At 40.8% G+C, this 13,305-nt stretch carries 11 protein-coding genes; 10 read left to right on the top strand and 1 reads right to left on the bottom strand.

What is annotated here, in order from left to right; genetic code table 11:
* Positions 1–20 precede the first annotated feature (20 nt).
* Positions 21–2,588, bottom strand: a complete 2,568-nt coding sequence (locus tag G585_RS18725) for a bifunctional diguanylate cyclase/phosphodiesterase (RefSeq protein WP_022773077.1) — start codon at positions 2,586–2,588, stop codon at positions 21–23.
* Between the two features lie 196 nt (positions 2,589–2,784).
* On the opposite strand from G585_RS18725, the gene G585_RS0103760 reads away from it, so the two are divergent.
* From G585_RS0103760 to rpsA, 10 genes are all read left to right on the top strand, one after another.
* Entirely contained in the window at positions 2,785–3,957 is a 1,173-nt protein-coding gene (locus G585_RS0103760) for an ABC transporter substrate-binding protein (protein ID WP_022773078.1), read from the top strand.
* Between the two features lie 64 nt (positions 3,958–4,021).
* Positions 4,022–5,728 (top strand): ABC transporter permease, encoded by a 1,707-nt coding sequence (locus tag G585_RS0103765; protein ID WP_022773080.1) that lies wholly within the window; start codon positions 4,022–4,024, stop codon positions 5,726–5,728.
* Positions 5,729–5,796: 68 nt separating this feature from the next.
* Positions 5,797–6,858 (top strand): ABC transporter ATP-binding protein, encoded by a 1,062-nt coding sequence (locus tag G585_RS0103770; protein ID WP_022773081.1) that lies wholly within the window; start codon positions 5,797–5,799, stop codon positions 6,856–6,858.
* Positions 6,859–6,987: 129 nt separating this feature from the next.
* Complete coding sequence (locus G585_RS0103775; RefSeq protein ID WP_022773083.1) at positions 6,988–7,686, top strand: MgtC/SapB family protein; 699 nt, start codon at positions 6,988–6,990, stop codon at positions 7,684–7,686.
* Positions 7,687–7,840: 154 nt separating this feature from the next.
* The gene (locus G585_RS0103780) at positions 7,841–8,392 is read left to right on the top strand and encodes a TetR/AcrR family transcriptional regulator (RefSeq protein WP_022773084.1); all 552 of its coding nucleotides are present in this window, start codon (positions 7,841–7,843) and stop codon (positions 8,390–8,392) included.
* Positions 8,389–9,327: a MurR/RpiR family transcriptional regulator gene (locus G585_RS0103785; RefSeq protein ID WP_022773086.1), complete on the top strand. Its 939-nt coding sequence runs from the start codon at positions 8,389–8,391 to the stop codon at positions 9,325–9,327. The genes G585_RS0103780 and G585_RS0103785 overlap by 4 nt, the downstream gene beginning before the upstream one ends.
* An 11-nt stretch (positions 9,328–9,338) precedes the next feature.
* Entirely contained in the window at positions 9,339–10,595 is a 1,257-nt protein-coding gene (locus G585_RS0103790; RefSeq protein ID WP_022773087.1) for an NAD(P)/FAD-dependent oxidoreductase, read from the top strand.
* A 28-nt stretch (positions 10,596–10,623) separates the two neighbouring features.
* A complete protein-coding gene (gene cmk, locus G585_RS0103795) occupies positions 10,624–11,289 on the top strand; it encodes a (d)CMP kinase (RefSeq protein WP_022773089.1) in 666 nt (221 codons plus the stop codon).
* Between the two features lie 36 nt (positions 11,290–11,325).
* Positions 11,326–12,180: a 4-hydroxy-3-methylbut-2-enyl diphosphate reductase gene (gene ispH / locus G585_RS0103800; RefSeq protein ID WP_022773090.1), complete on the top strand. Its 855-nt coding sequence runs from the start codon at positions 11,326–11,328 to the stop codon at positions 12,178–12,180.
* On the top strand, positions 12,161–13,300 hold the full coding sequence (gene rpsA, locus G585_RS0103805; RefSeq protein WP_022773092.1) for a 30S ribosomal protein S1: 1,140 nt from the start codon (positions 12,161–12,163) through the stop codon (positions 13,298–13,300). Before ispH ends, rpsA begins: the two co-directional genes overlap by 20 nt.
* Positions 13,301–13,305: the final 5 nt, after the last annotated feature.

Consider the following 13,305-nt stretch of genomic DNA (forward strand, 5'->3'; position numbering starts at 1 on the left):
CCCATGTGCCACCCCAGGCATCATTTATTGTGCTGCTTGATTTCATTTTTGTTTTTGTACATTTCTTTGTCGGCACGCTCAAAAATCTGAGACAGTGTTCTGTCGCCTTTCGTATATTTAGAGAGGCCGGCAGCGACAACAACGTCACCTTTGTATTGGTTTTTGATGTTGTGTTTTTTGAGCTTTGTCATGATGGATGAACTGTTAAGGTAATCGAGGCCTTGGATTATTGCTACGAATTCATCACCACCAATTCTAAATACAGGGCTGTGCTTGAAAAAGCTACAAATGGTGGAGCAGCCTTTTTGGATGTATTCGTCACCGGCCTGATGACCTAAAGTATCATTTACCTGTTTGAGACCATTTAAGTCAAATACCGCAAGGGCAAAATCCTCGACGGTACCATCTGAGATCATTTTATTCATCATGAGCTCAGTTTCGACATATGCATGTTTGTTCTTTACGCCTGTTAGCTCATCAATGATGGCCTTGGTCTCTGCAGCATAAAGGTTTTCGTTGTATTCCTGTTCGCGTCTTACAATTTCGTCAATATCAAGAACGCCAACGATAAGTTTTTCATCATCCGCCTTGTTATCCATAACAGCTCTGAGGGAAACGTATATAAATGAATTGCCATATATAAGTCTGTGATGGTGTTCAAAAACACCGGCAGACCGTACATGTTTCATCACCTTTTCTTTGGTAAAAGCAGATAATACATCATCCACGTCATCCGGATAGACAATTTTAGGAGTGATTTTTATCATATTCCCAAAGAAATCATTGCCTTCTTCAGGAAGCTCTGAGGCAACACGTTTGTTTGTTGGAATATATTTCTTATAGTGACCTGTAACAGGATCAACAGAGAAAATATATATGTAATTGCCTGATAGAGCGCCAATCCTGGAGTATATTATTTCTTCTTCTTTTGCATGCTCAAGGACTTCACGGGCTTTTATTTGAGTATCAACATTGTTAATGCCGATAATTACATGGTTTCCTTTTCCCTTAACTTTTACCGCTTTAACAGTGACAAAGGTCGGGACACCCTTAATAAGCATTCTTGTAACAACGGAATATATTCCACTCTTTTCAAGTTCGCTTGCTACTATTTCTTTTGTGAACAATTTTTTGAACTGTTCTTTATCCTCTTCAATGATCGGAGGATCAATGCCGTCCTTGTCCAGGTCAAAGAACTTAGAACCTTTTCTTTCAAAAGATATATCACGGCTCTCACCATGGGAAGAATACTCGGTGAAAGAATCATTATCCATATCCACAAAGAACAGTGTTATATAATCCTCGCTGAGTGCTCTTGCAATGTAGTTGTAAGTCAGTGAGTCCTTACTGTCGGGCTCAGAAACAGACAAAATGACCGTGGCAACAGCTGCATCACCGGTAACAGGATTTACTGCAATCCTGAACATGAGCAGCTGAACGACTCTTCCGTCATTCATTCTGTCATCGATTATCACTCTTCTTCCGTCCGCTGCGCACTGCCTGGCGGCATTAAAAGAGTAGTAACCAACTCCCGGATTTATTGAAGAGTAGTCAATCTCATTTATTTCTTTGAACTCAGGAAATTTTTTTAATATAAAATTTCGAAAGCTCTTATTGCATCTGACAAATGTTGCTTTATCCTTACCAATGGAAAAAATTACCATAGGAGTAGCATCGAAATAATCGGAAAGGGGCTTATCATCATTCTGAGAAAGTGACAGGTCATAAAGGTTTATTTTTCCTACCTGTTCAAAGTAAGAGGACTCTTCGGGATTCTCAAAACCGATCTGTATGCCTTTTTCATTTCTTTCGACAATCTCTGCCAGTGATACCGGGTGAATGTAGTAGTAGCCCTGAAGCTTGGTGCATCCTATCTCTGTCAGAAAGTCTGCCTGTTCTTTTGTTTCAATTCCCTCAGCAACAGTATCTGTTCCAAGTGAAAGAGCTGTCTTTACAACCTCGGTGAGAAGTATCTGGCCGGCTTCGTCTTTGCCAATCAGATGAGTAAAAGCATCGTTTATTTTAAGCAGGTCAAAATGAATCTTTAACAGGATCAGAAGAGAAGCATAGCCACTTCCGTAGTTATCCATCCATACTTTGATTCCGGCTGACCTGAAGCGGTCTATTATATCTTTGTAATAATCCATGTCTGAAGAAATATCTTTTTCAGACAGTTCAATGCAGAGCTTTTCCCTTGAAAGCCCTGACTTATCAACAAGTTTTATGATCTCAGATACCATGTCGCAGCATTTAAAATCTGTTCCGGACAGATTTACTGATTCGGGAACAATAAAAAGATCATGGGATGCCTGGCCTTTTAGTTTTTCTAAAACCCTGTTCACCATGTAGAGATCAAGTTTATAGGTCAGATTATGTTTTTCAAGTATAGGGACAAAAAGAGAAGCTGAATAGACATCGCCGTCAGGTGTTTCCCATCGTGCAAAAGCTTCTTCATCGGAAACTCTGCCGTTTGCAGCGCGAATCAAGGGCTGATGGTAAGCTTTTATCCATTCTTCTTCCAAAGCCCTGTCCAGGTTATCCAAAATGTATTTTTCAAAATCAGAATTATTGCCTTTACTTGATTCCAACGTGGTCTCCTGAATATTTTGAAAGATAAACATATAACATAAAACCATATTAATATTATCACAAAAAAGACAACAATACAGAAAAAATTGGTTCAGAAAATCGGATATAAAAACAGAAATTTAGGTATAGAGGAAATCTTAAATGATTTATGCTTTTTTTATCAAATGTTTATTTCATTTGGAAAGGAGAAGGAAAATGAAAAAGAAATTAGCGTTGGTATTGGCAGGACTTATGACGTTAGGCCTGATGGGCTGTGGCTCTCAGAGTCAGCCTGCAGCTACAGAGACTCCTGCAGCTGAGACTAAGACTGAGGAGACAGCTCCTGCAGAGACACAGGCAGAAGCACCTGCAGAAGAGGCAGCTGGCCTTGATGCGATCATTGAGGCTGCAAAGGCAGAGGGGGAACTTATTGTCTACGGTTCTTGTGAGGAAGAATATTTAGCAGCTGCATGTGAACATTTCCAGGAACTTTATGGAATTAAAGTTCAGTATCAGAGATTATCAACAGGTGAAGTACAAAGTAAGATTGAAGAGGAGAACGGAAATCCTTCAGGAGACGTATGGTTTGGAGGAACAACAGATCCTTATAACGTAGCTGCTTCAGAAGGACTTTTGGAGCCATATGAGGCACAAAATGCAAGCCATCTTTTGAGCGATAAGTACCGCGATGCTCAGGGTCAGTGGTATGGAATCTACAAAGGAATCCTTGGATTCATGGTAAACAAGGATGAGCTTTCACGTATGGGCATTGATGAGCCCGCTGATTGGAAGGACCTTCTTGATGAGAAGTATAAAGGTCTCATCTGGCTTTCAAACTACAATACAGCAGGAACAGCAAAGCTTGTTATCAATACTATGATCCAGAAATATGGACATGACGAAGGTATTCAGTATCTTGTTGATCTTGATAAGAATATCGAAGTTTATACAAAGTCAGGTTCAGGCCCATCAAAGAACGTTGGTACAGGTGAGTGCGTTGTAGGTATTGGCTTCCTTCACGATGGAATCACACAGATCGTTGACAATGGATATGGCAATGTAGGACTTATCATTCCTTCATCAGGAACATCCTTCGAAGTTGGTGCAACTGCAATATTTAAGGGATGTGCACATCCTAATGCTGCAAAGCTTTGGATTGAATATGCTCTTAGCCCTGACTGCGTAGAGCTTGCTGCACAGAACGGCTCATATCAGTTCCTCGTAATTGATAATGCAAAACAGCCTGAAGTAGCAGCAGAGTTTGGCCTTGATCCTGAAAATGTTATGGATTACGACTTTGAAGATGCTAAACAGAATACAACTACTTATGTAGAAGAAGTTATGACTGCACTTGGAAGTGCTGCAGACGATCGTTTCAAGACAGAATAATGTGTTTATTTGGGGCGGATGTCATACATCCGCTCCATTTTGTTATAACAAGGAGGACATAACAATGGCAAAAAGTCAAAGTGCCAGCCTTGACAGGAAAAAGCTTATGGCAGACCCAATCATGGTCTCAACCATTGTGCTTTTGATTGTTTTTTTGACTGTGTTTATTTTGTATCCGCTGGCAATACTGTTGGTGGATAGCTTTATTTCTGAATCGGGATTTACCTTAGACACATTTAAAAGAGTTATGGAACTGGCAAATTTTAGAAGGGCCATAACCAATACTTTAAAAGTAGGATTTTTAGTGGGCATTGCATCTGCCCTTATCGGACTTTTATTTGCATATGTGGAGGTCTATGTAAAGCTCCGCACAAGATTCATGGAAGGACTCTTTAAGGTGGTATCAATGCTTCCTGTTGTTTCACCGCCATTTGTTCTTTCACTTTCAATGATCATGCTTTTTGGAAAAGCAGGAATCATAACACGATTTCTTTTGAAAATTTATGACAACAGCGTGTATGGCTTTTGGGGAATTGCAATAGTACAGACACTTACCTTTTTCCCTGTCTGCTATATGATGCTGAAAGGTCTTTTGAAAAATATCGATCCATCCCTGGAAGAAGCTGCAAGGGACATGGGAGCTTCAAGATTTAAAGTATTTATGACAGTGACACTGCCTCTTATCCTTCCGGGCCTTGGAAATGCGTTTTTAGTAACATTCATTGAGTCAATAGCAGATTTCGCCAACCCAATGATCATCGGCGGATCATATGATACTCTTGCAACAACCATATATCTTCAGATAACAGGTGCGTATGATAAGCAGGGAGCTGCAGCGATGGCGGTAGTTCTTTTAGCAATAACACTTGTAATGTTCATTGTCCAGAAGTATTACCTTGAGGCTAAGAGTACCGCCACACTTTCAGGAAAGGCTTCAAGAGAAAGAATGCTCATCACTGATAAGAGTGTAACCGTTCCTTTGACGATCCTCTGCTCAGCACTGGCGATCTTCGTTATCATCATGTACATCTGTGTTCCTTTTGGGGCAATGTTCCGTACATGGGGATACGATTTCCACCTGACATTTAAGTGGTTTGGACTTGTCTTTACCAAGTATAAGGGCCTTAAGGCCTTTAAAGACAGTTTCGTCCTGTCACTTATCTCTGCGCCGATCACAGCTCTTTTATCCATGATCATTTCTTATCTTGTTGTAAAAAGAAAATTCAAGGCAAAGGGATTTATCGAAGCTGTTTCAATGCTTGCCATGGCTGTTCCCGGTACTGTTCTTGGTATTGGATACATAAGAGGTTTCTCCGGGGGCCTTTTTGGAACCGGAATCCTTCAGGGGCTTTACGGAACAGGTGCTATTCTTGTTATCGTATTTATTGTTCGTAGTCTTCCCACAGGAACGCGAAGCGGAATATCAGCTCTTCGGCAGATTGACAAGAGCATAGAAGAATCAGCTTATGACATGGGAGCAGACAGTTTTAAAGTATTTATGACTGTGACACTTCCACTTATCAAGGATAGTTTCCTGAGCGGCTTTGTAACATCATTTGTCCGTAGTATTACAGCTATCAGTGCGATCATACTTCTTGTTACACCGTCTTATCTGCTTATTACGGTTCAGATCAATGAGTTTGCAGAAAAAGGATCTTATGGCATTGCCTGTGCTTTTGCCACAATTCTTATCTGCATAACCTATGGAGCTGTTTTGATAATGAATATGATCATTAAGCGATTTGGAACAAGTAAAAGAGTGATGGAATGAAACCCTGGTGGACCATGGGGACGGGGTTCGTGGTCCATTTTTCGAAAACATAGATGGAGAGGAATATTATGGCAAAAGAGAAAAAAGGCGTACGCCTTGAACATATTTCAAAAATATATAAAGACCCAAAGACCGGAAAAGATTTCTATGCAGTAAAGGATGCAAATATAGAGATAGAACCTGGAAGCTTTGTGACACTGCTTGGACCTTCAGGCTGTGGAAAAACTACAACCCTTCGAATGATTGCAGGATTTGAGAGCCCGGATGAGGGAGAGATATACCTTGGAAATGAGGCTATCAATGCCTTAACACCTAATAAAAGAGATACTGCAATGGTTTTCCAAAGCTATGCGCTCCTTCCTCACTACAACATTTTTGACAACGTAGCTTATGGACTTAAGCTTCGCAAGATGGACAAAGATGTTATAAAGAAAAAAGTTACTGACATATTGGCACTTGTGGGACTTGAAGGTATGGAAAACCGAATGACAAATCAGCTTTCTGGTGGACAGCAGCAGAGAGTAGCCCTTGCAAGAGCGCTTGTTATTGAACCGGGAGTTCTTTTGTTTGATGAGCCCTTATCAAACCTTGATGCCAAGCTCCGTGTATCCATGCGTACCGAGATCCGCAGAATCCAGCAGGAGGCAGGAATTACCGCTATTTATGTAACTCATGACCAAAGTGAGGCCATGGCTATTTCTGATAAAGTAATCATTATGAACAAAGGCCTTGTTGAGCAGATATCAACTCCACAGGAAGCTTACTATTATCCAAACAACAAGTTTGTTGCCGACTTTATCGGCGAAGCTAATTTCATGAGTGCCACCGTGAAAGCACAGGATACAGTTGTTATTGATGGGGCAGAAGTTAAGTGCGCAACAGGAAATATGGAGATCGGGGCATCCTGCAGTGTTGTACTGAGACCTGAAGGAGCATATCTTGGCGATACAGGTGCTATTAAGGGAAAAGTTATGTATTCCTGCTTTATGGGTGCATATCAGGATTATCACATCCAGGTTGCAGATGCTCTTGTTAAGATCCAGGAGTACAATCCAAAGAACCGCAAGATTTACAATGTAGGTGATGAGGCTTATCTAAACTTCCAGGAAAACACACTTTACGCACTGTAAAACAAAAAGTGAGAGCAATTATTATAAATACAGCAAGGAATGAAATAGATTCTGTCATTCCCTGAATGTATTATAATAACTATCACAATATCTTTTGGATATTATTTTATGGGGAATGGAGTGAGTTTTATGAACGGAATGACTATACTTGAGTTTTTAGAAGGGACCAGCGATATTGCTGTAGCAATAAGGCTTATTTTGGCGACGCTCTTTGGATGCCTTGTGGGCTGGGAGAGAGTAGTCAAAAGACATAGCGCAGGTATTAAGACCTTTGCACTTGTGAGCCTTGGAAGTGCTGTTACTACGGCGCTTAATATATACCTGGCTATGCTTCCCGGGCTTTCGGCTGATACCAGCAGAATCCCGGCGGGTGTTGTAAGCGGCATCGGCTTTTTGGGAGCAGGGACTATCCTTGTTACAGGCCGTAAGCAGATCAAGGGACTTACAACTGCAGCAACCCTCTGGGTCACAGCCTGCATGGGAATGGCCATTGGTGGAGGATACCTGGTAGTTGGCACTGTCTGCTTCGTACTCATAATGATAGCTAACGTTATCCTTATGCAGCTTAGCAAAGTGGTTGAGGAATACAGTAAGTACCTGAGTCTTTACATTGAAGTCAATAAGAACGCAGGTGTAAAAAAGCTGTCAAAATGGATATCAGATCAGGGCTTTGAAGTCAGCAGTATGACAAAGAGCAAAGAAAAGACTCTTCTTTCATCTGATGCTGCACTTATTGTAGACATTGATTTTGATAGAAAGAGATCCCATCGGGAAGTAATAAATGCTCTAAATGAGCTTGATTTTGTGAGTTACGTTGAAGAAATCTGATCATCAGATGTGGTTTTTATGAGTGGGATAAGCGCTGGCAAAACAGCGAAAGATCAGGAAAAGGCTGTGATTGACACAGCCTTTTTCATTTTGTAAAATAATAACGCATGCTCTTTTAAATAACATAATTATTTTACTGTTGGGGAGGGATATCATGTCCAGAAAAGCAACCATAACTCAAAAAGAAATCGTAAATGCGGCATTTAAGATCACAAGGAAAGAGGGCTTTGAGCAGATCACATCGAGAAAACTAGCTGCGCAGGCAGGATGCTCTACACAGCCTATTTTCCGTATCTACGAGAATATGGATGCACTTAAGATAGACGTTTATAATAAAGCGGCAGCTTATTATGAAGACTACTACAATGACAGTGCCAAGACTCACGACACACCATTCGTTGATCTTGGACTTGCTTATATTGGTTTTGCACAGAAATATCCACATCTTTTCAGACTTCTTTTTCTCTCTGAAAAAGACAAGGATACAAAGAGTATGTATGATCTTGTAAATGGATCAGCTGAGAATGTTGTAAAGGAGATCAGCAAGGCTCAGAGCATGGGGGTAAAAAATGCACAGCAGCTGTTTATGCAGATGTGGGTATTTATCCATGGTGCAGGATGCATGGCAGTAACAGGTGATTTCGATCTTGATGAAGCTGCTTCAGTAGAGATGCTTGAGTCTGCGTATAAGGCATTTAGTCTATGAAGTTCGAAAATGATGTTGATGTGATCACCCGAATAAATGAATGCTATCCCAAGATGAGCAAAGGCAAGAAATCAATTGCTCTTTACATCTGCGATCACTATGAACAGGCAGTATTTATGACAGCAGCAGAGGTTGGCAAGATTGTTGGCATGAGCGAATCTACAGTAGTAAGATTTGCCATGAGCCTTGGATATGATGGATATCCTCAGTTCCAAAAAGCTCTCTCTGTCTGGGTTAGCGACAAATTTGGTTCAGTTGAGAAGGTTGGGCGTAAGTTTGGAAAAAGCAGTGACGGAGAAATTCTGCAGACCATCCTCAGGTCAGATATATCCAACATTGAGCAGACTATAAATAATATTGATGTTGCGGCATTTAAGACAGCTGTTGATATTATTTTAAAGGCCAAGACTGTTTATATCGTGGGACTTAGAAGCTGCGAGCCTTTGGCGGATTTTTTACATTTTTATCTGAACATTATCAGGGGCAACAATGTTCTTATAAAGACTACAAGTGTTTCTGAAATGTTTGAGCAGATGATAAGGATCAACGACAGGGATTGTATAATAGGTATAAGCTTTCCAAGGTACTCCATGAGAACCTTAAAGTGCATGGAGTTTGCCAATGACAGAAATGCCAAGGTTATAACTATTACAGATTCTGTTCATTCACCGATGAATCTGTATTCTTCCTGCAATCTTTTGGCAAAAAGTGAGATGGCATCAATTGTTGACTCACTTGTGGCACCACTTAGCGTTATAAACGCTTTGGTTGTCGCTCTTTGCATGAGAAGACCTGCTGATGTAAAGGCAGATCTGAAAATGCTGGAAGAGGCCTGGAACAATTATCAGGTATATTTAAACGATGAAATAGACTTTGCTTCTGATGCACCTATGATAGGACTTCCGCTTCAGAACAGGCCTAAAGAGTCAGAGTAAGAGGATTTTTAATGAAGAAAATTGCAATAATTGGCTGCGGGGCAGCCGGTATGATGGCGGCGCTTTCTGCAGCTTCTGGCGGCAGCAGCGTCACTATTTTTGAAAAAAATGAAAAGCCCGGAAAGAAGATCTACATAACAGGAAAAGGCAGATGTAATGTTACAAATGCCTGTGCTGTAGAGGACTACTTTGGCTTTGTGCGCAGGAATGCGAGATTTTTATACAGCGCTGTTTATGGCTTTGATAATAGTGCAGTTATGGACTTTTTTGAGAATAACAATTGTCATCTGAAAATAGAGAGGGGAGAGAGGGTTTTCCCTGTATCTGACCACTCTTCAGATATTATAAGAGCCTTGTTTGATGCTGTTAAAAAGGCAGGAGTACAGGTGTTATTTGATACAACTGTTTTATCTGTTGAGGCATCAGGAGGAAGAGTGAGCGCAGTCACCTATTCATCTGGCGATGACCCGATTACAAGAGAAGAGTTTGACGCTGTGATCGTGTGCACTGGTGGAATGTCTTATCCTTCAACTGGTTCTACAGGAGATGGGTACAGATTTGCAAAAGACTTGGGACACAGCATCGTTACGCCTGCTCCTTCACTTGTTCCTTTTGAGATAAAGGAAAGCTGGTGCAAGGACCTTCAGGGATTGTCACTTAAAAATGTCGGACTTAAGATGTTCACCATTGACAGCAGGTCTGCCAAAAAGAGAAAACCTGTATATGACGGCTTTGGCGAGATGCTCTTTACCCACTTTGGGATCAGCGGTCCCCTTGTTCTTACAGCAAGCTGCTATTATGATAAAGAAAAAGAATATGAGCTCTTCCTTGATCTGAAGCCTGCGCTTAATGAAGAACAGCTTGATAAAAGAGTTTTGAGGGATTTTGAGGAAGGCCTTAATAAGAGCTTTAAAAATATTTTGGGAGGTCTTTTCCCTTCAAAAATGATTCCTGTTATGATAAAGTTGTCAGGAATTGATTCTGAAAAGAAGGTTAATGAGATCACCAAAGAGGAAAGACTTGCCTTTGTAAAGCTAATAAAGAGCGTTCCTATGACGATAACCGGTACAAGGGGCTTTAATGAAGCTATCATTACAAAGGGCGGAGTTAATGTAAAAGAGATAAATCCTTCCACTATGGAATCCAAGATTGTCTCAGGCCTTTACTTTGCAGGAGAAGTTATTGACGTAGATACTGAAACCGGAGGCTACAATCTTCAGGTTGCCTGGTCTACGGGACATCTTGCGGGCGAAAGCGCGGCAATGTAAGATATTTTTATAAGGAGTTTTTAGATTTATGAGTAAGCAGATTGCAATAGACGGACCTGCAGGAGCAGGAAAAAGCACAATAGCCAAAAAAGTGGCTGCAGAGCTTGGTTTTATCTATGTTGATACAGGTGCTATGTACAGAGCCATGGCTTTATATATGATAAAAAACGGTATCAGAGCAGATGAGCCGGAAAAGATAAGTGCTACCTGTGAAAGTGCCGATATTACTATCAGACACGAGAACGGTGAACAGGTTGTTTTGTTAAACGGAGAAAATGTCAATGGTCTTATCAGAACAGAAGAAGTGGGGAATATGGCTTCCGCAAGCTCTGTAAACGGTGATGTCAGAAGAAAGCTTGTAGAGCTTCAGCAGAAGCTTGCTAGTGAAGCTGACGTTGTAATGGATGGCCGTGATATAGGAACAGTAGTGCTTCCAAATGCTGATGTTAAGGTATATCTAACAGCAAGCTCTAAAGTAAGAGCTGAACGCAGATTCAAAGAACTCACTGCGAAGGGAGAAAACTGTGACATTGATGTGATCGAAAAAGATATTATTGAGAGAGATTACAGAGACATGCACAGGGAGATATCCCCGCTTAAACAGGCTGATGATGCAACACTGGTAGATTCTTCAGATATGACAATTGATGAAGTTGCAAAGACAATTGTTGACCTTTATAGGAAAAGTATCTGAGAATTTGTGTAATTGATATAGGAAGGCAGTAAGTAAATGGAAGTAATAGTTGCTGAGCATGCCGGCTTTTGTTTTGGAGTTACAAAAGCTGTTGAAACTGTATATGATCAGATAAAGAACTCATCTGATGTGAATATTTATACATACGGACCTATTATCCACAATGAGATAGTTGTCAGCGACCTTGAGAAAAAAGGCGTAAAAGTGATAAACTCAGTAGAGGAGCTTGAGGGTATCTCAGAGGGAACTATAGTGATAAGATCCCACGGGGTTACCAAGGAAGTTCATCAGAAAATTGAGGAAACCGGACTGAATATCATTGATGCTACATGTCCTTTTGTAAAAAGAATCCATAAAATTGTGGATGAGGAGAGCAAAGCCGGAAAAAGTATCATAGTAGTAGGCAGTGCAAATCATCCTGAAGTCGAAGGAATCGTTAGTTATGCAAGAGGTCCTGTATTTGTGATCGACTCACCAAAAGAGGCAGAAAATTTCAACGAAAACAGGGAACTGGAATACACATTAGTGTCCCAGACTACATTTAACAGGAATAAATTTCAAGAAACCGTTGAAATCTTTGAAAATAACGGTTACAATATTAATATTGTGAATACTATATGCAATGCAACCGACGAACGTCAGTCAGAAGCTGAGGAAATTGCAACCAAAGCGGATGCCATGATAGTCATTGGTGGCGCCCACAGTTCTAATTCCAGGAAACTGTATGACATATGCAGTCAGAAATGTGAGCAGACATATTTTATTCAAACCCTGGAAGACTTGCATTTTAATAAAAATAATGACATCAAGCTTGTAGGGATTACCGCCGGGGCATCAACCCCAAAGAACATTATCGAGGAGGTTCAGAATTATGTCAGAACAAACTTTTGAACAGATGCTTAACGAATCGTTCAAAACAATTCACACAGGGGAGGTTGTTGAGGGAACTGTTATTGACGTTAAGCCTGACGAGATAATCCTTAACATTGGTTACAAGTCCGACGGTATCTTAACAAAGAGCGAATACAGCAACGACAACAGTATTGACCTTACAACCGCCGTTAAAGTTGGTGACACAATGGACGTTAAGGTTCTTAAGACCAACGACGCAGACGGACAGGTTATTCTTTCATACAAGAGACTTGCCATCGACAGAGGCAACAAGAGAATTGAGGAAGCCTTCAATAATAAAGAGGTACTTACAGCTAAGGTTGTTCAGGTACTTGAGGGTGGACTTACAGTAGTAGTTGATGAAGTTAGAATCTTCATTCCTGCAAGCCTTGTTTCTGATAGCTATGAGAAAGATCTTTCAAAGTATCAGGATCAGGAAATTCAGTTCGTTGTAACTGAGTACAACCCTAAGAGAAGAAGATATATCGGAAACAGAAGAATGCTTGTTACAGCTGAGAAGGCTGAAGCAGCTAAGAAACTCTTTGATTCTATCAAGGCTGGCGATGTTGTTGACGGTATCGTTAAGAATGTTACAGATTTCGGTGCTTTCATCGATCTTGGTGGAGCAGACGGACTTCTTCATATTTCAGAGATGAGTTGGGGACGTGTTGAGAGCCCTAAGAAAGTATTCAAGGTTGGCGACACAGTTAAAGTTCTTGTTAAGTCAATTGATGGCAGCAAGATTGCTCTTTCAAGAAAGTTCGACAACGAGAATCCTTGGAAGGATGCTACAGAGAAATATGCTGTAGGCAACATCGTAAAGGGTAAAGTTGCAAGAATGACAGACTTTGGTGCTTTCGTAGAGCTTGAGCCTGGTATTGATGCACTTCTTCATGTTTCTCAGATCGCTAAAGAGCATGTTGAGAAGCCAGCTGATGTACTTAAGGTAGGTCAGGAAGTTGAAGCTAAGATTGTGGACTTCAACGAGGAGGAGAAGAAGATCAGCCTTTCAATCAAGGCTATGTTCGCTCCAGAGCCTAGCGAAGAAGCAGCTGAAGACGGAGACGTTGTTTCAGTTGATATCGATAAAGTAATCGCTGAGCAGAACGAAGAGAACTAATCAGA

The organism is Butyrivibrio sp. AE2015, assembly GCF_000420825.1.
Lineage (GTDB): Bacteria > Bacillota > Clostridia > Lachnospirales > Lachnospiraceae > Butyrivibrio.

Bases quoted from the DNA above. Each gene is read 5' to 3' on its own strand.
- G585_RS0103765 (WP_022773080.1), top strand. From the start codon at position 4,022: ATGGCAAAAAGTCAAAGTGCCAGCCTTGACAGGAAAAAGCTTATGGCA.
- G585_RS0103785 (WP_022773086.1), top strand. From the start codon at position 8,389: ATGAAGTTCGAAAATGATGTTGATGTGATCACCCGAATAAATGAATGC.
- G585_RS0103770 (WP_022773081.1), top strand. From the start codon at position 5,797: ATGGCAAAAGAGAAAAAAGGCGTACGCCTTGAACATATTTCAAAAATA.
- G585_RS0103775 (WP_022773083.1), top strand. From the start codon at position 6,988: ATGAACGGAATGACTATACTTGAGTTTTTAGAAGGGACCAGCGATATT.
- rpsA (WP_022773092.1), top strand. From the start codon at position 12,161: ATGTCAGAACAAACTTTTGAACAGATGCTTAACGAATCGTTCAAAACA.
- G585_RS0103790 (WP_022773087.1), top strand. From the start codon at position 9,339: ATGAAGAAAATTGCAATAATTGGCTGCGGGGCAGCCGGTATGATGGCG.
- G585_RS0103760 (WP_022773078.1), top strand. From the start codon at position 2,785: ATGAAAAAGAAATTAGCGTTGGTATTGGCAGGACTTATGACGTTAGGC.
- G585_RS0103780 (WP_022773084.1), top strand. From the start codon at position 7,841: ATGTCCAGAAAAGCAACCATAACTCAAAAAGAAATCGTAAATGCGGCA.
- cmk (WP_022773089.1), top strand. From the start codon at position 10,624: ATGAGTAAGCAGATTGCAATAGACGGACCTGCAGGAGCAGGAAAAAGC.
- ispH (WP_022773090.1), top strand. From the start codon at position 11,326: ATGGAAGTAATAGTTGCTGAGCATGCCGGCTTTTGTTTTGGAGTTACA.